The sequence below is a fragment of the Paenibacillus sp. JT31N11 genome (assembly GCF_056269285.1).
Map to the genome: position 1 here is coordinate 1,663,939 of NZ_JBWDNQ010000001.1, position 23,432 is coordinate 1,687,370.

At 51.9% G+C, this 23,432-nt stretch carries 18 protein-coding genes; 11 read left to right on the forward strand and 7 right to left on the reverse strand.

Translation table 11 applies throughout. From position 1 onward, the window contains the following. The first annotated feature begins 147 nt into the window (after window positions 1–147). The 4 genes from AC0YNV_RS07160 (at window position 148) to AC0YNV_RS07175 (ending at window position 5,446) form a co-directional block, all read left to right on the forward strand. Window positions 148–1,155, forward strand: coding sequence for a DUF3231 family protein (locus AC0YNV_RS07160; RefSeq protein ID WP_475767007.1), 1,008 nt, complete (start codon window positions 148–150; stop codon window positions 1,153–1,155). Between the two features lie 168 nt (window positions 1,156–1,323). After that, window positions 1,324–2,730 (forward strand): MATE family efflux transporter, encoded by a 1,407-nt coding sequence (locus tag AC0YNV_RS07165; RefSeq protein ID WP_475767009.1) that lies wholly within the window; start codon window positions 1,324–1,326, stop codon window positions 2,728–2,730. 210 nt (window positions 2,731–2,940) lie between these two features. Beyond that, window positions 2,941–4,374, forward strand: coding sequence for an aldehyde dehydrogenase family protein (locus tag AC0YNV_RS07170; protein WP_475767011.1), 1,434 nt, complete (start codon window positions 2,941–2,943; stop codon window positions 4,372–4,374). 253 nt (window positions 4,375–4,627) lie between these two features. After that, the gene (locus AC0YNV_RS07175) at window positions 4,628–5,446 is read left to right on the forward strand and encodes an SDR family oxidoreductase (RefSeq protein WP_475767013.1); all 819 of its coding nucleotides are present in this window, start codon (window positions 4,628–4,630) and stop codon (window positions 5,444–5,446) included. A 215-nt stretch (window positions 5,447–5,661) separates the two neighbouring features. Here AC0YNV_RS07175 and AC0YNV_RS07180 read toward each other — a convergent pair whose 3' ends face one another. From AC0YNV_RS07180 to AC0YNV_RS07210, 7 genes are all read right to left on the reverse strand, one after another. After that, window positions 5,662–6,009 (reverse strand): winged helix-turn-helix transcriptional regulator, encoded by a 348-nt coding sequence (locus tag AC0YNV_RS07180; RefSeq protein ID WP_475767015.1) that lies wholly within the window; start codon window positions 6,007–6,009, stop codon window positions 5,662–5,664. A 235-nt stretch (window positions 6,010–6,244) separates the two neighbouring features. Then, entirely contained in the window at window positions 6,245–6,589 is a 345-nt protein-coding gene (gene cyoD / locus AC0YNV_RS07185) for a cytochrome o ubiquinol oxidase subunit IV (protein ID WP_210040178.1), read from the reverse strand. 1 nt (window position 6,590) lies between these two features. After that, window positions 6,591–7,217 carry a cytochrome o ubiquinol oxidase subunit III gene (gene cyoC, locus AC0YNV_RS07190; protein WP_210040177.1) on the reverse strand — a complete coding sequence of 209 codons (627 nt, stop codon included), beginning with the start codon at window positions 7,215–7,217 and terminating at the stop codon, window positions 6,591–6,593. Further along, window positions 7,217–9,187, reverse strand: coding sequence for a cbb3-type cytochrome c oxidase subunit I (locus tag AC0YNV_RS07195; protein ID WP_475767016.1), 1,971 nt, complete (start codon window positions 9,185–9,187; stop codon window positions 7,217–7,219). The genes cyoC and AC0YNV_RS07195 overlap by 1 nt, the downstream gene beginning before the upstream one ends. Window positions 9,188–9,208: 21 nt before the next feature. After that, the gene (gene cyoA, locus AC0YNV_RS07200; RefSeq protein ID WP_475767018.1) at window positions 9,209–10,261 is read right to left on the reverse strand and encodes a ubiquinol oxidase subunit II; all 1,053 of its coding nucleotides are present in this window, start codon (window positions 10,259–10,261) and stop codon (window positions 9,209–9,211) included. A 350-nt stretch (window positions 10,262–10,611) separates the two neighbouring features. After that, on the reverse strand, window positions 10,612–10,872 hold the full coding sequence (locus tag AC0YNV_RS07205) for a hypothetical protein (RefSeq protein WP_210040174.1): 261 nt from the start codon (window positions 10,870–10,872) through the stop codon (window positions 10,612–10,614). A 715-nt stretch (window positions 10,873–11,587) separates the two neighbouring features. Beyond that, window positions 11,588–13,153, reverse strand: a complete 1,566-nt coding sequence (locus tag AC0YNV_RS07210; protein WP_475767021.1) for an S-layer homology domain-containing protein — start codon at window positions 13,151–13,153, stop codon at window positions 11,588–11,590. 191 nt (window positions 13,154–13,344) lie between these two features. On the opposite strand from AC0YNV_RS07210, the gene AC0YNV_RS07215 reads away from it, so the two are divergent. The 7 genes from AC0YNV_RS07215 to AC0YNV_RS07245 all read left to right on the forward strand — a co-directional run bounded on the left by AC0YNV_RS07215 (window position 13,345) and on the right by AC0YNV_RS07245 (window position 23,397). Next, on the forward strand, window positions 13,345–14,334 hold the full coding sequence (locus AC0YNV_RS07215) for a Gfo/Idh/MocA family protein (protein WP_475767022.1): 990 nt from the start codon (window positions 13,345–13,347) through the stop codon (window positions 14,332–14,334). Between the two features lie 89 nt (window positions 14,335–14,423). Continuing rightward, window positions 14,424–14,954, forward strand: coding sequence for a GNAT family N-acetyltransferase (locus AC0YNV_RS07220; protein ID WP_475767024.1), 531 nt, complete (start codon window positions 14,424–14,426; stop codon window positions 14,952–14,954). A gap of 467 nt (window positions 14,955–15,421) precedes the next feature. Then, window positions 15,422–16,564: an ABC transporter ATP-binding protein gene (locus AC0YNV_RS07225; protein WP_475767026.1), complete on the forward strand. Its 1,143-nt coding sequence runs from the start codon at window positions 15,422–15,424 to the stop codon at window positions 16,562–16,564. Continuing rightward, window positions 16,561–19,527 carry an extracellular solute-binding protein gene (locus AC0YNV_RS07230; protein ID WP_475767028.1) on the forward strand — a complete coding sequence of 989 codons (2,967 nt, stop codon included), beginning with the start codon at window positions 16,561–16,563 and terminating at the stop codon, window positions 19,525–19,527. Before AC0YNV_RS07225 ends, AC0YNV_RS07230 begins: the two co-directional genes overlap by 4 nt. After that, window positions 19,524–20,492, forward strand: a complete 969-nt coding sequence (locus AC0YNV_RS07235) for a carbohydrate ABC transporter permease (protein ID WP_379113185.1) — start codon at window positions 19,524–19,526, stop codon at window positions 20,490–20,492. Before AC0YNV_RS07230 ends, AC0YNV_RS07235 begins: the two co-directional genes overlap by 4 nt. A 4-nt stretch (window positions 20,493–20,496) precedes the next feature. Next, window positions 20,497–21,354, forward strand: coding sequence for a carbohydrate ABC transporter permease (locus tag AC0YNV_RS07240; protein WP_475767030.1), 858 nt, complete (start codon window positions 20,497–20,499; stop codon window positions 21,352–21,354). A gap of 27 nt (window positions 21,355–21,381) precedes the next feature. Continuing rightward, window positions 21,382–23,397, forward strand: a complete 2,016-nt coding sequence (locus AC0YNV_RS07245) for a YIP1 family protein (RefSeq protein WP_475767032.1) — start codon at window positions 21,382–21,384, stop codon at window positions 23,395–23,397. Window positions 23,398–23,432: the final 35 nt, after the last annotated feature.

Below are 23,432 nucleotides of genomic sequence, written 5' to 3' on the forward strand. Positions count from 1 at the left end.
GAACATCTTTTAAGTTTCATTCATCGCACAATCAGCTTCGTATTTTGACAGAAGTTATTAAATATGGATTAGCTTATAGACAGGATGATCACATATTGCAGCGGCAGGAGACACATATTAAGAAAAACTTGCCGAGGAGCGTGTTCTATGCGCACGAAACAGAAGGTCGGATTAACTGCTTCGGAAATTGCCGCCCTGTGGTCTGCTTATATCAGCTGCAGCATGGCGATCTGCCTGTCCCAATATTTTTCGAAATATCTGGAGGATAAAGAGGCTCGCTCATTACTTGAAGAATCGTTAAAAAGATACCAGGCCCATCTGAAGAACATCACGCATATATTCACAGAAGAAAAATTCCCGGTCCCCAGAGGGTACAACGATGATGATGTGGACTTGTCCGCGCCTTCCTTGTTCTTCGGCCTTTTCCCGCTTAGTTATGTTTATTCGGTCAGCCGGATGGATTTAATTTCGTATTCTGCCTATACGACCAGCGCTGCACGCGAAGATGTCCGCGCATTATTCTCGGACTGGATGCAATTTTCATTGGAGATGTTCAATAAAGCGACGGATCTGATGCTCTCCAAAGGCATTTACGATCGCCCAGCCTTCATTCCGTATCCCGAACATGTGAGCTTCATGAATGATAAACCAGGTATGCTCACAGAATGGTTCAAGCCGAAACGGCCGTTAAATGTGTTGGAGATTTCCGACATCTTCTTCAATCTCGAGCGAAATAATTATGCCGTAATACTGCTGACGGGATTTTCGCAAATCATTCGAGACGACCAGATCAAGCAATACTTATTGCGCGGGAAAAAGCTGGCCAACAAGCATATTGAATTTTTAAATGAAATCTTGATCCAGGATGATCTACTGGGAAACAATATGGTTAATACGGATGTCACAACATCGACCGTTTCGCCATTTTCCGAGCGGTTGATATTGGGGATCATCACATTGACCAATTCAGCGGCCGTTTCCTTCCTGGGGCGTTCGCTGTCGACCGCAACGAGAACGGATTTGACCGTAGAGTATTCCAAGCTTCTGTTGGAGGTTTTGAAATTTGGCAAGGATGGCATGGATTTGCTGATCGAGCGGGGATGGATGGAGGAGCCGCCGCACGCTCCAGACCGGAAAAAGCTTGCGGGAGTTTAGATATCCCGCTCCAATTCTCCTAAGTCCTGGGGCATGAATCCTTAAGAAGTCGCAGATTTGCGGCTTTTTTTGTTTACCTTAATGTCCACTTGTCCAGCCCAATGTTGTACAATAAACCAATAGGGCGCCTGGCGCCGCAAGAAGAACGGATAAGGAGACGAACGCACAATGACATCCTCTCAGCAAAAAGCAGCCCGGCCCAGCCTTACGGAAGGGCCAATCGCCAAAACATTATTTGTCTTTTCGCTGCCGATTTTACTTGGCAACGTGCTTCAGGCGCTGAACGGCTCCATTAATTCGGTTTGGGTCGGCAAGTTTCTCGGTGAAACCGCACTGGCCGCGACGTCCAACGCCAACCTCATCATGTTTTTTCTGATCAGCGCCATATTCGGAATTTCCATGGCGGCAGTCATTCTGGTTGGACAAAATCTGGGGGCCCAGCGGGTTCAGGACGCCAAGAAGGTAGTCGGCACCAGCACGGTATTTTTCGTGATCTTATCCATTATTATCGGAGCCATCGGCGTGATTTTCTCGCCAGCCATTCTTGATCTGCTCAATACTCCGGCGGACGCCAAAACGCTTGCGGTATCCTATACGCGCATTATTTTTGCCGGCGTCCCGTTCATGTTCGGATTCAATCTCATCATGGCCGTGCTGCGGGGCTCGGGCGACTCCAAGACGCCTTTTTATTTCCTGCTGCTGTCCGCCGTGCTTGATGTCGCGCTTAACCCGCTGCTGATCCAGGGCTTCGGCCCGTTTCCCAAGCTCGGAATTGCGGGCTCGGCTCTGGCTACGCTGATCGCCCAATCGATCAGCTTCGTCCTGCTTGTCCTCTATCTGTACGGGAAGAAATACTTCCTGCGGCTGACCCGGAATGATCTGCATCTGCTCCGCATGGACTGGCTGGTCATCAAGACCCTTATCCAGAAGGGGCTGCCGATGGGACTGAACATGGTGGTGGTGTCGCTCAGCAACCTGATTCTTATTCATTATGTCAACGCTTACGGCTCCGAGGCGACGGCGGCCTTCGGCATCGCCAACCAGATCTCAAGCTATGTCCAGATGCCTGCACTGGCTGTGGGAGGCGCGGTCACCTCGATGGCTTCGCAAAATATCGGGGCCGGACGGTGGGACCGCGTTTCACGCATTACGTGGTCAGGCGTCGGCTTCAACGTGCTGCTGACAGGAGTGCTCGTCCTTGGCCTGCATCTGTTCAACCGTGAAGCGCTCGGCCTGTTCTTGCCGCAGGAGGGCAAGGCCATCGATATCGGTGTGCATATCAACAATATTACACTATGGTCCTTTATAATATTCGGCGTATTCAACGTCATGGCCGGGGTTATCCGGTCATCTGGTTCGGTAGTCGTGCCGTTGATCGTGTCCTTCATCGCCCTCTTGATCGTCCGTATACCGCTTGCTTCCTTCCTCGGCAGCCACTATGGATTCGATGCGATGTGGTGGAGCTTCCCGATCAGCTTCGCCATCGCCACGGTGTTGACCGCCCTGTACTACAGATACGGGGGCTGGAAAAAAGCGCGCCTTTTGCAGGCGGCAGGCGGGGCTGCTTCCGCATGAGATGAATCATGAACGAGCAAACTAAATAGATTGATTTGCTGCATTATCCGGCGGTTTGTCAAGATCCTCCTACCCGACTGAAAGCACAGGGTAATAATTAACTGCTTGACTTAAAGTTAACTTTAAGGTTTATGCTGTGCTTGTGCCGAAGATAATAGATAAGTTATCGGCGGCATATTTCAAAATAATATTCCCGGGAGGAAACTTGACGTGAAAATCATCGATCAGATCTATATCAACGGCCAGTTCGTGAAACCGCTGGGTACGGAGGAGCAGGAGCTCATTAATCCCGCTAACAAGCAGGTGATAGGCAAGGTCGTTTTGGGAAATGCCCAGGATACCCGGCTCGCGATTGCGGCAGCCAAAGCGGCGTTTAAAACCTATTCCAAAACACCCGTAAAAGAGCGTACCGACATGCTGCAGCGGCTGCATGATGCATTGATGAACAAATTCGACCAGCTGACGCAGGCAACAATCGAGGAATACGGCGCTCCGGTTTCCGTTGCCACGATGTTGACCAAGCTCGCGGCTGATGCCTTTCTGCATACGAAAGAGGTTGCCGAGGAATATGAATTTACAAGATTCGCGGGCAAAGCCAAGGTACACATGGAGCCGCTTGGAGTCGTAGGTGCGATTACGCCCTGGAATGCGAATTCGACTCATATTGCCAATAAGCTCGCCCCTGCCCTTGCGGCAGGCTGTACAGTGGTTTTGAAGCCAAGCGAGCTCAGCGCCATTCAGACGCAGTTATTCGCAGAATGCATTCATGAAGCCGGCATTCCGGCCGGTGTCATCAACATTGTGAACGGCAGGGGAGAAGTCGTGGGCGAAGAAATGACGCATAATCCGGATATAGCGGTCATGGCCTTTACAGGCTCTACACGGGTCGGGAAAATGATCGCCAAAGGTGCGGCGGAACAATTGAAAAGAGTGACCCTGGAGCTGGGCGGCAAATCGCCTAACGTCATTTTGGACGATGCCGATTTTACCAAAGCGATTCCGCTCGCGGTAAGCGCCGGATTCATCAACAGCGGCCAGGCCTGTCTGGCCGGCACTCGCCTGATCGTTCCGGAATCCCGTCTGGAAGAAGTGAAGCGGCTGATCAAAACAGCGATCGACGCCGTAAAAGTAGGCAATCTGTCGGACAAGACGTCTCTGATTGGTCCAATGGTAAACCAGAAGCAGTATGACACTGTGCAGCGTTATATCCGGCAGGCCATCGAAGCCGGAGCCGAATTGGTAGCCGGTGGGGAAGGAAGCCCGGAAGGGCTTGAAGGGGGATATTTCGTCAAGCCGACGGTGTTCGCCAATGTAACGAACGACATGGCCATTGCCCGGGAAGAAGTGTTCGGGCCGGTTCTGGTCATCCTGACCTACAAGACCGAAGAGGAGGCGGTTGAGATCGCGAATGACACCTCTTACGGCCTGCAAGCCTTTGTCAGCTCGGGCAGTCTGGAGCGGGCAAACCGTGTGGCCGAGCAGATCGTCGCGGGACGAATATCCGTCAATGGCCTGCATGACGAGCCCAAAGCGCCCTTCGGCGGGTTCAAGCAATCCGGAATCGGCAGGGAGCATGGCACTTTCGGCATCGAAGAATATTTGGAGCCGAAGGCCATCATCGGCCATGACGCACTTCTTGTTTAAATGTCATGCTTACAGCCAAACCTTGGAATCAACCGGGGTTTGGCTTTTTTTACAAGGTAATTCCACTACTCCATTGGTAACCATTGTGAGTGGAGCGTAATGGATTGACGTTTTATTTGTGATGCTATATGATTAGAACGAACGTTCAGTTGTTGGCGGGCAGCTGGTTATGCATTAAGGGACATTTTGAAGCATGATTAGAATGAATGTTCGATTTAAGGTCGGATCAAAAAAACAATTTGGAGGAATAACAATGAATAAAACAATCTTTATTACGGGAACAAGTTCAGGCCTGGGTAAATTAACAGCCATTCATTTTGCCAAGCTGGGCTGGAACGTCGCAGCTACAATGAGAACACCGGAGAAAGAAACGGAACTTACCCAATATGGCAATATAAAAATCTTCAAGCTTGATGTTACAAACCTTGAACAGGTTGCAGCTTCCGTCGAACAGGCGGTTGCCGCCTTCGGTAAAATCGATGTCGTTGTAAATAACGCCGGCATGGGTACTTACGGCCCGCTGGAATTAGCCAAAGAGGATGCTATCGACTGGCAATTTGCCGTTAATACGCGCGGAACGATTAATGTAATCCGTAAATTTTTACCTCATTTCAGAGCTAATGGCGGCGGCATGTTTATCAACATCAGCTCCTTCATGGGAGTGACGACAGCCGTACCGCTCGGATCGCTTTACAATATGTCCAAGTTTGCCCTGGAAGGCTTAACGGAAGGTCTGTATTACGAGCTGAAGCCTCTGAATATCGAGCTTAGACTGATTGAGCAGGGCGGCTCGGAAGGAAATAATTTCAAAGAAAATATAACCTGGAATAAAGATGCCAGCATTACGGCTTACGATGATTTGATGACCAAGGTCGAGAATTTAATGGAGAATGCGGACAGCAGCCAGCTGGACAACCCTCAGGTTATCGTTGACGCCATTGCTGCCCAGGCAACGGGGGAGAGCAAGAAATTCCGCACCCTGATCGGTGACGCAGGCAACGGGCTGATGGCGCTTCGAAACACAGTGCCGATCGAGGAATACCTGGAGACCATCGCGCAAAGTTATAAGTAAGAAGCTGCCGAAAAATCAGAAGCTGATTAAAAGTCGCGTACTACATCGCGGCTTTTTTTTATTAAGATGGAAGTATGCGGATATTGAATTTGCAAGTTACGGATGTCTAGGGAGCTCTTTTTATTTTGAATCCGTTTCTTGCTGATATGCATGGGCATGATAAGCACCATATCAGGCAAGTAGAAGAGTCCTTCCCGTCTGACCGCAGACGGGGATTATGTTATGCTGCTGCCGCTTAACTCTTCTGCGGGGCACGAATTTTCCAACTGCGACCACTCCCACATGGCAGCGAAAATAGGCTGGAGACGCCGCCCGCGTTCAGTAAGCTCATATTCGACATGCAAAGGCACACCAGGGTAGAGGGTACGCGTAACGATTCCTTGTTCCTCCAGCAGACGCAATCGATCGGTCAGCGTTTTCGGACTAATCGGCTGCAGCGAACGCCGCAATTCCCCGAATCGTTTAATGCCGTTAAATAAATCGCGCAGAATGAGAAGCGTCCATTTGCCTTCCAGAATCTTCAGGATGGGCTCTATGGAGCCGGAGCATGCCGGATTAATCATAAGTAATTCCTCCCGGTTCATTTTTTGAAGCTGTTTTTCAAATGTACCATAGTTCGCTGCAGATTTGAACTCACATTTAATAAACGAAAGGGGAGATGCCGTGCCCTTTGACCGGAGTGTTTTGGAGGATTCGGGAGGGGCAAATTGGGACAACCTATTTAAGTTCCGCCAAAAAAAAGCCCCGGACACACGCCGCGAAGCGGAACGTGTCCAGGGAGGATTTGCATGCCACAGATTAATACATTTTATTGTTAGTCATGATCCAGACTGAACCGGCAACGATCGTAATGACAATGACGAGGCCGAAGATCAGGGTCATCAGGTTGTAGCGCGGCCCTTTCTCATCGCGCAGATGCATGAAGAAGAGGAGCTGGACCGCAAACTGCAGGATGGCTGTTCCGATCAGCAGAACCCGTGCCGATGTGCCTTCAAGCCATCCGTTCAGCACGACCATAAGCGGGATGATCGTCAGAACGATGGAGAGGAGGAAGCCGATCGTATAGGACTTCAGCGAGCCATGACCGCCTTCGTGTCCATGACTGCCGTGCGCGTCGTGTGCGCCTCCGCTGTGCTGTGCCATGTCACATCACCCCCATCAGATAAACGATCGTGAAGACGAATATCCAGACGACATCGAGAAAATGCCAGTACAGGCTCGTAATGTTCACCTTGCGCCGCGTCACGGGCGTGATGCCGTAGCGGGCGAGCTGAATCATGATGCCTGTAATCCAGACGATGCCGACTGTAACGTGAATGCCGTGCGTGCCGACCAGTACGAAGAAGCTGGAGAAGAATGCGCTGGAGCTGATCGTATGGCCTTCATGAATGAGCTTCAGAAACTCGGTCACTTCAAGTCCGATAAAAGTTGCGCCCAGCAGCACGGTGACGATCAGCCAGCCGATCAGACCTTTGCGGCTGCCGGCGTTCATTGCGAGCACCGCCAGACCGCTGGTGAAGCTGCTGGTCAGCAGGATAAACGTTTCGGCGATAATGCCTGGCATTTCGAATATTTCCTTCGGACCGGGACCACCCGCGTGATTGCCGTGCAGCACCACATATGTTGCAAACAGCGTAGCGAACAGAACGCAGTCGGTGATCAGGAAGATCCAGAAGCCGAACTGGCGAAGCTCCTCCTGATTGACGTGTCCGTCATGGCCGTCCGCATGCGAGTGGACCTGTGCTTGAGTATGATTGCCGGCGTGTGCCATCAGGAAGACCTCCTAGCCGCAGCTTCTGTGCGTTTGATTTCGTCCACCGGAATATTATACTCGGTGTTGTAGTTGAACGAGTGTGCCAGCATCGTAGCTACGACGCCGATGAAGCCCGGGATAGCGATCCACAGCCAATGAAACACGAGGCCGAAGCCGACAAGAAACCAACAGACGGCCTGGATGAACGGAATCGCCGAGTTTTTGGGATAATGGATCGGCTCAAGCGGCGGCTTGGGAAGAGGCGCATGACCGGCAGCCAGACGCTCCTTCTCTTCCCACCAGGGCTCGCGGTCCGTGACGACCGGGATCACCGCGAAGTTGTACAGCGGCGCTGGTGAAGGAATCGACCATTCCAGTGTGCGGCCGTTCCACGGATCGCCCGTCGTATCCTTCTCCATGAACTTGATGCTGTGGGCAATCTGCCACACCTGGAACAGGAAGCCAAGTCCCATCAGGAAGCCTCCGATTGTCGATGTGAAGTTGAGTCCCCACCAGCCGGTATCCCAGCCATAGGAGCTGACGCGCCGCGTCATGCCGTCCAGACCGACGAAGTACTGCGGGATGAAGCAGACGTAGAAGCCGATATTCCAGATCCAGAAGGCCCATTTGCCAAGCTTCTCGTTCAGCTTGAAGCCGAACATTTTTGGCCACCAGTAATATAGGCCCGCGAAGTAGCCGAAGGCGACGCCGCCGATCAGCACCTGATGGAAATGGGCGATCAGGAAGTAGCTGTTATGGAATTGAAAGTCCGCCGGCGCGACTGATAAGAGCACCCCGGTCATTCCGCCGATGACGAAGCACGGTATGAAGGCGATAGTCCAGAGCATCGGCGTCGAGAAGCTGAGACGGCCGCGGTACATCGTAAACAGCCAGTTGAAGATTTTTACACCGGTAGGAATCGCGATAATCATAGTCGAGATGGCGAAGAACGTATTGACGTTCGCGCCGGAGCCCATCGTGAAGAAATGATGAAGCCATGTGAAGAATGACAGCAGGCTGATGCTCATCATGGCGAATACCATGGATTTATAGCCGAACAGCCGCTTTTTGGAGAATGTCGAGACAATCTCCGAGAATATGCCGAAGGCCGGCAGTACAACGATATAAACCTCCGGATGTCCCCACATCCAGATCAGATTGACATACATCATGGCGTTGCCGCCGCCGTCCATGGTGAAGAAGTGGGCACCGAGGAAGCGGTCAAGAAACAGCAGCGCCAGCGTAATCGTCAGAATCGGGAAGGCGAAGATGATCGTGATGCTGCTCGTGAGCACGGACCACGTAAACATCGGCACCTTCGACCAGGTCATGCCGGGAGCGCGCATTTTGATAATCGTGACGACAAAGTTGATGCCTGTCATCAGCGAGCCGATACCGGAAATCTGGATACCCCAGATATAGAAGTCCTGGCCGACGCCGGGGCTTCCCGTCATCTCCGACAGCGGCGGATACGACAGCCAGCCTGCGTCCGGCGAGCCTCCGATGATAAACGACATATTGAACAGCATGGCGCCGATGAAGAACAGCCAGAAGCTGAGCGAGTTCAGGAACGGAAAGGCAACGTCGCGCGCTCCGATCTGCAGCGGCACTGCAATGTTGAACAAACCGAACATAAGGGGCATTGCCATGAAAAGAATCATGATGACGCCATGTGTTGTAAACACTTGATTATAATGCTCCGGCGTCAGGAATTTCATGTCCGGAAAGGCGAGCTGCGTCCGCATCATCAGCGCGTCGACGCCGCCGCGGAACAGCATCAGCAGGGAGGCGATGATATACATGATGCCGACCTTCTTATGGTCGACGGTAGTGAGCCATTCACTCCACAGCCAGCCCCATTTCTTAAAGACCGTTAATGCGAACACGATGGCGATGGTCGTCATGGCGATCGCGACGTCCGCTCCGTATATAAGCGGATCGCCCGTCACGAAAAACCAGGACAGAAAGTCTTTGATTTGTTCGAACATATGCGTGGATGCCTCCCTTTTCTAGTGGTTATGACCCGTACCTGCGGCATCGGCGTCTTCGTGCTCCATATTCATACCCATATCCATATCCATGTCCTCCATGCCTTCGTTCGCTCCAGGCTGCGGGTTCAGATCGGGCGCCAGCTGTCCGCCTTCGTCCTCTTCCGCATGCAGCTCGCTGAGCGTCGTCGCCTTGCGGCCAAGGCCTCCCTCTGCGCCGCGCGACATCGAGTAGTTATGTACGATGCGCTGGAACAGACCGTCGGATACGGAGGCATAAGTAAGAACAGGGGAGGTCCCCGGCTTAACCAGCTGCTGGTAGGAATCGTCCGTCAGCGCGCCGCCTTTTGCCTTGACGTCCGTCACCCAGACATCGAAATCGCTGCGTTTGACGGCCTTGGTCGTGAAGGCCATCTTGGCAAACTCGCGTCCGGTGAAATTAGCGCCCGTCCCAAGATATTCGCCTGGCTCATCCGCCTGCAAATGCAGCGTCGTCTGCATGCCTGACATGGTATAAATCATCCCGCCAAGCTGAGGCACCCAGAATGAGTTCATCGGTCCATCGGACGTCAGCTCGAACTTGACGGGCGTATCTTCGGGAATAACCAATGTATTAACAGTCGCGATGCCCTGCTCCGGATACTGGAACAACCATTTCCAGTCCAGCGAGGTAACCTGCACCGTAATGGGCGCAGCATCCGACTTCAGCGGCTTGGCGGGATCCAGCCTGTGCGTATAGATGCTGGTCACTACCGCCAGCAGGGCGATTGCGAGAATGGGAATTCCCCACCAGATAATCTCCAGCTTCGTACTGTGCTCCCATTTTGGCTGATAGGACGCTTTGCTCTCGGGCCTATCCCTGTAACGCCATACGATCCACGCTGTAATTGCGATTACCGGAACCGCGATGACGAGGCAGAGCAGCATTGCGAAGTAGATCAAATCCCGCTGCTGTTCGCCAATCGGGCCTTTCGGGTCGAATACGACCATGTTGGTACAGCCGGAAGCCATGACTGTGCTCACGGTTAACAGGCCGACCACGGCAAGATGCCGAATACCTTTCGCTACATTCATCTTTTCTCATCTCCCTACATTCCCATCTTACCCATCCTATCAGCGAGGATTCCCCCCAGGCAGGATAATTATCACAAAATTGAACCCTTGTGAAAATAATAACATGTTCTCTTTCCTGCGTATCGCTTGTTAACAAAGGCGTCATCAGACCGTCGAATTTCCGTAATAAATCGTTCAACATTTCGACGCAATTCAGACTTATGTAAAATTTACCCTCAATCCAACTGTACGAAAAGGACCGCTGCACACGGCTGCATAATAGTCATCTTATCCTCACAGGACCCAAAAGAAATGGAAAAAGGCTGCTTCCATTGATGGAAGCAGCCTGTAAGGGGGCGTGGGCGTTCTGTCTACAAATCATTCTCCGCCTCGGATTTCCGTTTGTGAACAAGGTTCATGGCCGTACCGATCGTGTACGTGAACACGCTGCCCACTAGAAACCCGATACCCATCATCAGCAGCATGTTATTGTCGCTGAAATGACCGATATCAATCAGACATAAGACAACACCTACGCAAAGGGCTACCCAAGAGGCGACATGCATCGCGAAGAACAAAGATTTTCCTTCCCGTGCTGTCTGCCGTTCAGCAACTGCCGTTTTTGTCGACATATTAATTCACTTCCCCAATTTAGTTAGTTTGCAAGTATGCTTTCTTCTTATTATAACACCAATAAAGCGTTTGCGTTCAAAAAATGTTCAAATATTGATCATAAAACAGACACTTTCTTTAAAAGCGGCATCTGCTGATGTATTACCTCTGTGAGCGTTATGCGAAACCGGTCTCTTGGCATGGAGACAATCCCTTATGCGCTGTTGAGAAATTAAAAATTAATCGACGCGCCCAGCCTGCAGTTCTATTATGCTCATGAACACAATAAAATATATGATGTTCTACATTTATAAATAAGACAAATATTTAGTTGAAAAATCTTTTATTGTGTATTATATAATTATATGATATGTATTATATATAACTTATTGGGAGGTTAAAAAAAGGAAACGGAAATGGAATCGTCATAATCCGCGTGCAAAGCGCAGGGAAGTTGTTCAAACAAAACTTAAGGAGGGTTTCGGTTATGCTGTCAAAGCCTGGTCAAATCAACTTGGGAAGTATTGTTTGTCAATATTGCGGGAGGCTGATTGATACGGTGGATGCAAGCAGGGTAAGAACCTATCATGGAATATGCAGCCCTGGCAGCTGCCTTGCAGATAATGGCGAAGAAAAGTCCGTTTCGAATTCCTATTCTTCCGTTCTCGTCATCAAGAGATGACAACTCAGGGTGCGGGCCTCCCATTTGACCGGGAGGCTTTTTTCTTCGTCTCGTTATGATACGAAGCGTAGTTTGCTCAAGCGAATTGCGTTCCGAAGTGCTGCCCAAATGTCCGCAGTCGCACCTCCGGTATACCAATAGGCGAAACCGGCGGCTTTTTCATTCAAGGACTGGACATATTTCAAGGTTAAAGAACGGCTGTCTTCGAGCCATATATTATGGATGACATGATTATTCGTGTATACCGCTGTATATTGTCCTACTGATGGATCCCATTTCAGCGATGAGAAGATGGGGAGCAGCTGCTCCTGATCAGGAAGCTCGATATCCTCCGATAGAACCTTTCCTGCCTCGATACGCCAATCTCTCGTGAATAATGGCATGCCGACAATCAATTTGGAAGGAGTTGAAATTTCTTTGTTGATCTGTTTCACACCTTGAATAAACCAGGGGAGAGAGGCAACCGAGCCCATCACGCTCGAACCTGCCCAATGCTCTTCATAATCCATAAGAACCAGGTAATCAGCGCTTGCGCTTAATGCCGCATTATCAAAGGGCTGGCTCCAGTCCGTATTTGAATCCGGCGGCACGTCGATGGATATCACTTTCCCGGCCGAATGGAGGCGGGTTCCCAGGTCTTTGACGAATGCGCTCAACAAATCCCGGTCGTCCGGGTCCACGTTTTCGAAATCAAGGTTGAATCCGTCCAATTTATACTGTGATGCGTAATTGACAAGCTGCGTAATAACTGAACTTTTATAGACGGTTAAAAATAAATGGAGGACCTCGGCATTCGAACGGTTCCCTACAAGAGCCCACACCTTTTTCTGCTTCGCATGCGCCCATTCCACAAGCTCCGGTTCAACGGAAACGGTCAGAGCGCCATCTTTTCCCATAAAAAACCATCTTGGAGAAATAACGTTGATTGTACTTTCCAAAACATGCTGTTTAAATTCCGCCGTACTGTCCATATACTGCCATCCAATCTGAATAGGCGCAAATGTTTGCGGGACCGTTCGGAGCTTGCCCAAAATCCGGTTCAAAATGGCCGCAGCCTCTTCACGGGTCAAGCTTTGCCCGGGGTGGAAGTATTGGCCGTCGCCCCCCATAATGCCTGCATGGATGATTTCGTTCACTGAATCGGCTGCCCAAGGCGATACGTACGCTTCATCCAGGAACGGATTTGTTTGTGAAACGGGAGCCTGCCTGGTTGCCCTTGCAAGAATAACTGCCGCTTCTTCTCTTGTTATCGTTTCATTTGGAGCAAACTTTTTTTCACTCTTTCCAATAATGAGGCCTAGATTATTCGCAGCATACACCCATCCGTAGAACCAGGCCGATTTCTTGACGTCATCAAAGCCGGGGATCGAATTATGTACTTGCTCCAAGCCTAACACGCCTGCGAGCATCTTTACGAACTCTGCCCGGGTGACCGTTTTGGAGGGCTCAAATAATCCGGCGCCTGTTCCGTTAATAACTTGTTTATTGTAAAGGGAAAGGATATCGTTTTTTGCGAAACTCTTATTTATATCAGTAAAGACTGCTTGGGCGGCTTCAGCCCGCACATTCCAAGAAAAGGCAATAATAAGTGCCAGAATAGTAACGGCCAATCTCTTCACATTCATCTCCTCCAAGTTACAAGCATAGCAAAAAAAGATTGCTATTACCTTTATAACATTATGGAAAAAGAGGTCTGTTTCTGGCCCTATTAACAGTATGGGAGGAAACCGAATATGTATGCGCTTAATCTTTTAACCGTGGTACAATATAGAGCAGCGATTTTAATTTGAAACGGGGAGTGTCAGCTATCATGAAAACGATACGCTTTGGCATTATTGGATGCGGCAATGTCACAGAAATCAAGAGCGGTCCTGGCTTCCAGAAAGCCGGAAGATCGGAGCTCGTCGCTGTCATGCGGCGAAATGCCGGGCTCGCGGAAGACTACGCCCGAAGGCATGGCGTGCCTCGCTGGTATACGAATACGCAGGAATTAATTGACGATCCGGAGGTCGATGCGGTGTATATCGCGACGCCTCCCGGCTCGCATCTGGAGTACACGCTCGCGGCGGCAAAGGCGGGCAAGCCGGTTTATGTGGAGAAGCCGATGGCGCTGAACGCCAGCGAGTGCAGCGCGATGATTGCGGCTTGCCGAGAAGCGCAGGTGCCGCTGTATGTGGCTTTTTACCGGCGGTCGCTGCCGCGCTTTCTTAAAGTCAAGGAGCTGCTGGAAGCAGGCGCGATCGGCGACGTTCGTTATGCGGCAACGGTGCAATACCAGCCCGCCCCGCAAACGGAAGGCGGCGAGCTTCCATGGCGGCTGCAGCCGGAGCTTTCGGGCGGCGGGCTTTTTTTCGATTTGGCCAGTCATACGCTTGATATCCTTGATTTTTTGCTGGGTCCCATCGCTGAAGCGAGGGGGATTGCATCCAATCAGCAGGGGAAGTTTGCCGGTATCGAGGATATCGTCACAGGTACATACCGGTTTGAGAACGGTGTGCACGGGACGGGCATCTGGTGTTTTTCCGCTTTTGCACGGGAGGATCGCAATGAGATTGTCGGCTCGAAGGGCAGACTGAGCTTCTCCACATTCGGCCATGAGCCGATTCGGCTCGACACGGCAAGCGGAACGGAGGAGTTTCCGTTCGATTCCCCGCAGCACATCCAGCAGCCGCTTATTCAAACGGTGGTTAACGATTTGCTCGGATTGGGCGTTTGCGCCAGCACCGGGGAGTCGGCGGCCCGTACGAATCGGGTGATGGACGAGCTCGTGAAGGGATTTTATCTGGATAACAAGGGATGAACGGAATTTACGAATGGGAGTGTCAGGATAGAGATTAAGAACGCTACTAATCAAGTAATAGGGAAATAACATTTTGGAGGAACAATAGGTTGAATGTAACGTATAGAAAAATAGTGATTGAAGAGTGTGAACGAATCAATGATATGAATCCATCACAATATATAAAAAAAGCATGGAGAGAAGTGAATGGAAAACGCCAGTTAGTCGAAATTAATTATCAAGATTCTGATTGGGCTAATGGTTACGATGACCATTATAATCGCTTGAGAGCAACTATTTTAAGTGAAGGCGTTGCCGTTGGTGCTTTTGATGAAAACGGCAAATTAATAGGTTTCGCAGCAATAAATCGTGAGTTCTTTGGTGAAAATTTTAAATACGTTTTATTGGACCAATTATTTATTTCATTAGAGCATAGAAATAAAGGAATTGGTAAGAAGTTATTCTTGATAGTGGCAGAAATAGCGAGAGAGTGGCAGGCAGATAAACTATTTATTTGTGCTGGTTCTGCCGAGGAAACCGTTGCGTTTTATTTTGCGCTTGGCTGTAAAGAGTCGGCAGAAATAAATAAGAAATTTTATGAAAACGATCCAAGAGATTATCAATTAGAGTTTCTGCTTTAATAGATCACTCTATTAACCTGACATGAGCGAGGGGGGGAATTTCAAAAGCTGCAGCTTATCGTAAAGGGTTCTGTATGGAAAAACGGAAATAATAAGGACAAACCCATTCAATACGGGTTTGTCTTTTTCATTTAAGCAATTATACCTTCAAACGGAACCTGTTGCTTAAATGCGAGAACCTTCTTTTTTCATGCTCGGCCTTGTCCTTGCATCCATACCGTCCGATCCGGACGGTTTTTTGCCGTATTAAGTTAAATTCAGTCCAAACCTTTCTTATACTCTCAGGAAGAAACATGCCTGAGCGCCAGAAGAAGGTGCAGCAAGTTTCTTCCTGCAAACAGATCTTCTAAAGAAGAGGACAATTTCAGACTGCAAAAGCCAAGTTTCACTCATTCTTGTCTGTGCGCCGTTACGGTAACATGAATGCAGGCAAGCCGCAGAATAGTATAGGAGAGAGGTGAATTTAAGTGGGCAGTATTGCATTTCATCATGTATTCAAGCGATACAAAGGCGAATCACGCCCGGCTGTCAACGATTTTCACCTGTCCATCGAGGAAGGGGAGTTCCTCGTGCTGGTCGGGCCTTCAGGCTGCGGCAAATCGACGACGCTCCGCATGCTGGCAGGCCTCGAGGAAATCAGCAGCGGGGAGCTGTACATCGACGGGAAATACGTTAATTATGTTTCCCCCAAGGACAGGGATATCGCGATGGTGTTTCAGAATTACGCTTTGTACCCCAATCTGACGGTATTCGAGAATATCGCGCTTGGACTGAAGCTGCGCAAAACGGCGAAATACGAAATTGAGCTGCGGGTAAACCGGGTGGCCAAAATATTGGAGATATCGCATCTGCTGGAGCGCAAGCCAAGCCAGCTGTCCGGCGGCCAAAAGCAGCGGGTTGCGCTGGGCCGCGCGATCGCCCGGGAGCCGCAGGTATTCCTGATGGACGAGCCGCTCTCCAATCTGGATGCCAAGCTTAGAGCCCAGACGCGCGCTGAAATCATCAAGCTGCAGAACGACCTCAAGCGGACGATGGTCTATGTCACCCACGACCAGGTGGAGGCGATGACGATGGGTACACGGATCGTCGTCATGAAGGATGGGATTATCCAGCAGGTTGCGCCGCCCAGGCAGCTTTACAGCGAACCGGCCAACTTGTTCGTCGCCGGCTTCATCGGATCGCCGCAAATGAACTTCATTGACGGCACGATGCTGCGCGAAGAGGGACGGCTCTATTTCTCCAACAAGCGGATGAAGCTGCTGCTCCCCGATACGTTCAATGCCGATTTCGGGGGCAGGCTGAGGTCCGGACAGAATGTCGTGCTCGGGGTGCGTCCGGAGAACGCCTTCCTGAAGGCGGAGCTTTCCGGTGACGGGAATGGGGAAGAGGACAGGGACTTCGTACCTGCCACCGTGCAGATGATGGAAGCAACAGGCGCGGATTCCTATGTGTATGCTTTGATCGGGGAAACCAGGATCATTGCACGCACGGACCCCGAGATCATATACAGGCCGGGCGATAAGCTCCTTGTCGGCTTTAACATGAACAAGGTTCACTTCTTCGACGAAAATACGGGTATTTCCCTCGCGGCCGGAGGAGATGAGGGATGAGGCAATCCGGAGGTTTACGCATCTTCCGCATCCCGGGATTTACCCGGATCGCCATCCGGCTGCTGTTGGTTGCGGCAATCGCATTCGGCGGGTATCACTGGTTCTCGGGCAAGAAATCGGTTAGCTACGCTTCGAATGTAAGCGCTTCCCAATTGATGGCGTTCAAGGATGCCGGCGCGGAGCTGCCCTATGTCAAGGAGATGATGAATCATCCCGCCGAAGCATTGGACTTGCAGCCGATTGCGATTGACCCGGCAGCTTATACCCTTGCAGCTGCAGAAACGAAGCTCGCAGCGGAGAACGGGCCGGATGGCGCCATACTGAATTGGAACGGTGCGGAAGGCTGGGTGGAGTGGAGGTTCAACGCCCCAACGGCAGGATGGTACGAGCTTCATCTGGATTACAAACCGCTTGCCGGAGGCAATACATCCGCAGTCCGCGGGGTACAGATCGACGGACGTTTTCCTTTTCTCGAATCGGAGCACATCGAGCTGGAGCGAAACTGGAAGGACGCCAAGTATCCTTACGACCGCAATGAGGCCGGCATGCAGATCCGCCCGCAGCAGACTGAATTGATCGGATGGACAAACAAAGCCGTGTCGGATTATACCGCATCCTCAAGACCGCTCCTGTACCGGCTCGAGCAGGGGGAACACACCCTGAGGCTGGTTGGCGAGAGGGAACCGATTGCGCTGCGCGCAATCACGTTCCAGGCTCAGACGCCGCTCCCGTCCTATGCGGAATACGAAATGGCGCATCCGGTCCCCGCCGCACAGGAGAACTGGTACGGCTTGAGCGAAGCTGAGCAGTTCGAACGGAAATCCGGCTTGACGATCCAGACGGACCATTGGTCAGAGCCTTATATTTCGCCGGATCCGAAAGGCCGGATCACCTACAATGTGCTCGGCGGGCAGAGATGGCGTGTGCCTGGCGAGTGGGTCGAATGGGAGATGACAGTGCCGGCTGACGGCTATTATGAGATTGATTTGAAAAATGTTCAGAATTATCGTCCCGGCTTCAAGGCTTATCGCACGATCGAGATCGACGGCAGGACGCCATTCAAGGAAATGCTTCACTTCGGCCTCGATTTCAACAAGGAATTCGCAATTACAACGCTGGCAGACTCGCAGGGCAAGCCTTTCCGGTTTTATCTCGAACAAGGAACCCATACGATCCGGATGATCGCGGATTCGTCGGAGCTGCAGCCGATTACATTGGCTCTGAAGGACACACTGTCGCAAATTGCGGCTTTCGATCAGCATATCCGGCTCATTACCGGTAACTACAGCAAATCGGCATTTGATGCCAATATGGATTCCACACGGACCTGGGATATGGTCAAATTCGACCCTGATGCAGCCGCGAAAATACAAGCGTTCATCCAGCGGTTATCCGATATCCGCGAATATATCAACGGCTTGAACGGCAGAAATTCCGACTTGTCGGAAGCGATCAAAGGCTCGGTTGACCTTCTGGACAAGATGCTGGCGGACGTGAATGAAATCCCGAACAAGATCAACGATTTCGCGACCATCCAGAGCAATATCGGCAATTGGATGTCCACGCTGACCCAGCAGCCGCTGCTGCTTGATTATCTTGTTCTGCGCACGCCGGATACCAGAACCGGACTGAAGGTGCCGACTACACTGTCGAGAATTCCTTACACGCTAACGGACTTCGCCCGTTCCTTCTACATGGATTACGATCTGAGCAGCAGCAATGAAGACGGGGCATTGACAGTATGGGTGCAGCGGGGACGCGATTACGTCGATCTGCTGCAGGAGATGGTCAACCAGGATTTCACGCCGAAGACGGGCATCCAGGTCAATATTAACCTGATGCCGAATCCGAACATGCTTATTCTGGGAAATGCTGCCGGGGACGTGCCTGACGTCGCCTTGGGAATCGGCGAAGCGACACCGGCCGACTATGCGATGCGGGATGCGGTGGAGGACTTGTCGAAGTATCCGGGGTTTGAAGAGGTGAACAAGCGGTTCATCCCCGGAGTCAGCCGCGCGCTCACGTATAACGGCGGAACGTACGGGGTTCCCGAGGTTCAGAACTTCCAGATCCTGTTCTACCGCTCGGACATTCTGGAGAATCTGCACCTGAAGGTTCCCGATACGTGGGATGATGTCTTCGATATCCTGCCGACGCTGCAGGAGAACGGGATGACGATGAATTTTCCGAAAGGCGATTTCTCGACGCTCTTCTTCGAGAACGGCGCCGAGCCCTACGCTGCGAATGGGCTTAGGACCGATTTGATGAGCGATGCCGGCCAGAAGGCATTCAAAATGTGGACGGAACTGTTCACGAAATACAATTTACCGATCGACATTCCGGCCTTCTTCCAGCATTTCCGCGATGGAGATATTCCGATCGGAGTCTCGGATTTTAATACGTATGTGCAGCTGCTCGTAGCCGCTCCGGAGATTACAGGCCATTGGAAAATCGCTCCCCTTCCGGGCATCAGACAAGCGGATGGCGAGGTTGCCAGATGGTCGCCGCAAGGGGTGTCTGCCGCCATGATTATGAAGAAGAGCACGCAGAAGGACGCAGCCTGGGAATTTCTGAAATGGTGGACATCGGGCGAGGTGCAGGCCCGGTACGCGAATGACATTGAATCGTTCTACGGCCTCGAATTCCGCTGGAACACGGCGAATGTCGAAGCGATGCAATCGCTGAACTGGCCAGGCGAGGATTTGAAAGCGCTGCGGGAGCAAGCCCGCTGGGCTAAGAATATGCCTAACGTTCCGGGGTACTACTTCCTTGGCAGGGAAATGGAATTCGCCTGGAACCGCACGGTATTTGACGGCATGCCCGCCGTGGAGTCCCTGGAGCAGGCGCAGCTGTCGCTGCAGCGCGAAATGGACAGCAGGCAGAAGGATTTCGGCATAAACGGAAGGGACCTGCAGGTCCCGCAAATCCACGAACCTTACGAATGGGAGGAACCGGACTCATGAAGACAGAGCTTTCTCCCGGCATGAAGGCACAGCGGTCCTCGGCGATTAAGCTGAATTTGAACCGTTTCTGGATGGACATCCGGCGCGACGCCTTTTGCTACCTGTTCCTTGCTCCGTTCCTGATCTGCTTCATCGTGTTCATCGTTATTCCGGTGGCGATGGCCGCGACGCTCGGCTTCACTTCCTATGACGGCTTCGGATCGCTGCATTTCATCGGCTTCGACAATTACATCGGGCTAGTTACGCAGGACATTATCTTCCTGACCAAAGCGCTTCCGAACACCTTCTTGTTTGCCCTGATCGTCGGTCCTGGCGGTTATGTGCTGGCCTTTCTGTTCGCCTGGCTGATCCATCAGCTGCCGATCAAAATCAGGGACTACTACACGCTGGCCTTCTACGCGCCTTCGATGGCCGGAGCCGTGGCATTGTCTGTCGTGTGGATCGCCGCCTTCAGCGGCGACCGCGTCGGCTACGTCAACCAGTTTCTGCTTGAAATGGGGTGGATCGAGGCGCCGATCGTCTGGCTTCAGGATCCCAAGTACCTGATGATCATCATGATCGTCGTTTCCTTATGGGTAAGCTTCAGCGTCGGCTTTCTCGCGATGCTGGCCGGGCTGCAGACGGTAAACCGGGAGCTGTACGAAGCGGGCCGCATCGATGGCATCTCGAACCGGCTTCAGGAAGTGTTCTATATCACCATTCCTTCCATGAAGCCGCAGCTGCTGTTCAGCGCCGTCATGACGATCGTCTCGACGCTCAAAGCGGGCAGCATCTCCACGCAGCTGACGGGAATGGCGATCACCCCCCAGTACGCGGGACATCTCATCATCAACCATATCGACGATTACGCATTCATTCGATTCCAGCTCGGCTATGCTTCGTCTATTTCGGTCATGCTGCTGATCGTCAGCTATTTTGCCATGAGATTCGCTTACCGGCTGTTCGGATCGAAGGAGGAACTATAAAACGATGATTCGAAGACTTCGCAGAACGACGCCGTTTCAGATCACTCTTGTCACCGTCTTTACCGCGCTTGCGGCCTTTATGTCGCTGCCGATCATTTTTATCCTGAACCATGCCTTCAAGCCGCAGAATGAGCTCTTTCTGTTTCCGCCGCGGTTTTTCGTGCAGAATCCGACGTTTCGCAATTTCGAATCGCTGTTTCTTCACGCATCGAATGCGACGGTTCCGTTTACCCGTTATCTGTTCAACAGTATGGTCGTGGCGGCATTGACGCTGATCAGCGTCATCGTCGTCAGCACAATGGCGGCGTATGTGCTCGCCAAATACCAGTTTCATTTCAAACATCTGATCATGGCTCTCATTACGCTGTCGCTGATGTTCGCGCCGGAGACGGTAGCAATTCCGCGATATCTCATCATCAATGGAATCGGGCTGAACAATACGTATTTCGGTCATGTTCTGCCTGCTCTGGCTTCGCCGGTCGCGGTGTTCATGCTGGTCGGCTTCGTCTCGCAGATTCCGAACGATCTGGTGGAGGCAGCCAAGATTGACGGGGCCAGCCACTTCGGCATTTTCATCCGGATCGTGCTGCCGCTCTGCGTGCCCGCCATCGCCACCATCTCGATCTTCACGTTCCAGGGCGTGTGGGGAGATGTGGAGACATCGACCTTGTTCATGCAAAAAGAGGCGATGAGGACGCTGGCTTTCTATGTCAACAGCCTGCTCAGCGGACTCCAGAATAATGTGGCCGGTCAAAATATGGCCGCCGCTGCCGGTCTGCTTATGTTTATTCCGAACCTGCTCATATTCCTGCTCTTCCAGCGGAGAGTGCTGGAGACGATGGTTCATTCCGGAATCAAGTAATTTCATCAGCAAAGGAAGTCTGAAGCGATGAAGAAATGGATTGCTTGCCTGCTTGTGGCAGCGACGGCCTTGCTCGCCGTGCCTGATACCATGTATGCCCGGCTTCCCTATATAACCAGCTACTTCGACAGCAACCAGTCCTCGTGGTTCCGGATCCAGCCGATTTATACGCCGGCCGATGCCTATTCCGCCCGCTTCGGTGAGCCAGTCGATCTGCATGTGGCAGCGGACGATAAGGTGTATGTGGCCGACAAGGAGCTGGGCCAGGTCATCGTGCTGAACAATGACGGTTCGCTGGAGAGGACGATTGGAGATGAGGAAGGGATCGGGCAGCTCAGCTCGCCCGAGGGTGTATTCGTCACCCCGGAGGGCCTTGTTTATGTGGCGGATGCCGGCAATCAGCGAATTGCGGTGTTCAATTCGAACGGCGCGTTCGAACGCGAATACAAGAAGCCGGATTCGGCTCTGCTGGGCTCCGAGCACTTCGTGCCGAACAAGCTCGTCGTCGACCGCCGCGGCGTGATGTACATCGCGCTGAATTCCTCCTATCAAGGTCTCGTCCGTCTGAACAGCGATGGAGAGTTCATGGGCTATTTCGGCGCCAACAAGGCGCAGCAGACGCTGCTTAACTGGCTGAAGAAGCTGATTCTCAACAAGGAGCAGCTGGCGAAGGAGACGGCCAGCCTGCCCCGACCGATTACGAATATTTCGCTGGATGACGACGGCTTCATCTATACGTCAACAGCGGCCGGCTTCGGCCAGGGAGCGATCCGCAAGCTGAATGCCGGGGGCGTGGACGCCTTCAAGAACAAAACACTGGAGAACGGCCACGGCATTGTGGATATGGCGGTCGACAAGGACGGGTTTCTGTACAATGTCGATCTGGATTCGGAGCGCATCAATCTGTACGACCGCAGCGGCAATGCGCTGTTTGCGTTCGGGCTCGTCGACAAGGAGACGCAGCAGTACGGCGTCCTCGGTTATCCGACAGGCATCGGCGTCGATTCGCATAATGGAATTTGGATATCCGACAGCCTGACCAAGACCGTGCACAAATACGTCCGCACCGAATTCGGCAGCGACGTCCTCCAGGCGCTCGTGCTCTACACGGATGGCAAATATGAAGAGAGCAAGCCTTACTGGGACCGGGTCTACGCCCGTAATGATATGTACAACGGCACGTTCCAGGGGCTCGGCAAGGTTTACCTGCATGAGAATAATGACGGCGAAGCGCTGAAGTTCATGAAGACGGCATTCGATACGGACGGTTATTCCAAAGCGTTCTGGCAAATCCGGCTGGAATGGCTTCAGGAACACTTCGTCGTCCTGTTCCTATGCCTGGTCGGGCTGGGACTGTTGATCCATTTTGGCATGAAAGGAATCCGCAGGCTCATGCGCAGCCATCCGCTTCCTCCTGCCTGGAGCAGACCGCTTGCCGATCTGCGGAACTTCGGTTATGTCATGATTCATCCCTATCAGGGCTTCTACCGGCTGAAGGAGGCGCGTGTCGCGCCGTGGATTATCATCCTCCTTCTGGTCGCGGTATTCGGGGTCAAGCTGGCGACGATCTATGGGACCGGCTTCCTGTTCCACCCCGTCGATCTGATGGAGATCAACCTGCGCAATGAGCTGGGCCTGTTCGTGCTTCCATGGCTGACCTGGATTATCGCCAATTATCTCGTATGCAGCGTCAAGGACGGAGAAGGGAGGTTCAGGGAGGTCATTCAAGGCAGCACTTATGCGCTCGCGCCTTACTTGTTCTTCTCCATTCCAATCGTGATTCTGTCCAATATCGTTACGCTGGATGAGAAAGTAATTATCGGCTCCCTGAACTCGGCGATGGTGCTGTGGCTTGGGGTGATGTTCATCGTCATGACCCAGGTCATTCATAATTTCGATTTCCTGGAAACGCTCAAAAATACGGCTGTCACCGTATTTACAATCGGCACGATCTGGCTGTTCGGCTTCATCGTGTTCGGTCTGTCCTTCAACCTGTACGATTTCTTCTATCAGCTCTACAAAGAGGTGAGTTTCTATCAATAACGTTATCAAGCGGCAATCCCTTCGGGTAAAGCTGA

Coding starts and splice junctions, on each gene's coding strand:
- AC0YNV_RS07195 (WP_475767016.1), bottom strand. CDS start 9,187: ATGTTCGAACAAATCAAAGACTTTCTGTCCTGGTTTTTCGTGACGGGC.
- AC0YNV_RS07245 (WP_475767032.1), top strand. CDS start 21,382: ATGAAGAAATGGATTGCTTGCCTGCTTGTGGCAGCGACGGCCTTGCTC.
- AC0YNV_RS07235 (WP_379113185.1), top strand. CDS start 19,524: ATGAAGACAGAGCTTTCTCCCGGCATGAAGGCACAGCGGTCCTCGGCG.
- AC0YNV_RS07215 (WP_475767022.1), top strand. CDS start 13,345: ATGAAAACGATACGCTTTGGCATTATTGGATGCGGCAATGTCACAGAA.
- cyoC (WP_210040177.1), bottom strand. CDS start 7,217: ATGGCACACGCCGGCAATCATACTCAAGCACAGGTCCACTCGCATGCG.
- AC0YNV_RS07160 (WP_475767007.1), top strand. CDS start 148: ATGCGCACGAAACAGAAGGTCGGATTAACTGCTTCGGAAATTGCCGCC.
- AC0YNV_RS07175 (WP_475767013.1), top strand. CDS start 4,628: ATGAATAAAACAATCTTTATTACGGGAACAAGTTCAGGCCTGGGTAAA.
- AC0YNV_RS07205 (WP_210040174.1), bottom strand. CDS start 10,872: ATGTCGACAAAAACGGCAGTTGCTGAACGGCAGACAGCACGGGAAGGA.
- AC0YNV_RS07180 (WP_475767015.1), bottom strand. CDS start 6,009: ATGATTAATCCGGCATGCTCCGGCTCCATAGAGCCCATCCTGAAGATT.
- cyoA (WP_475767018.1), bottom strand. CDS start 10,261: ATGAATGTAGCGAAAGGTATTCGGCATCTTGCCGTGGTCGGCCTGTTA.
- cyoD (WP_210040178.1), bottom strand. CDS start 6,589: ATGGCACAGCACAGCGGAGGCGCACACGACGCGCACGGCAGTCATGGA.
- AC0YNV_RS07165 (WP_475767009.1), top strand. CDS start 1,324: ATGACATCCTCTCAGCAAAAAGCAGCCCGGCCCAGCCTTACGGAAGGG.
- AC0YNV_RS07230 (WP_475767028.1), top strand. CDS start 16,561: ATGAGGCAATCCGGAGGTTTACGCATCTTCCGCATCCCGGGATTTACC.
- AC0YNV_RS07240 (WP_475767030.1), top strand. CDS start 20,497: ATGATTCGAAGACTTCGCAGAACGACGCCGTTTCAGATCACTCTTGTC.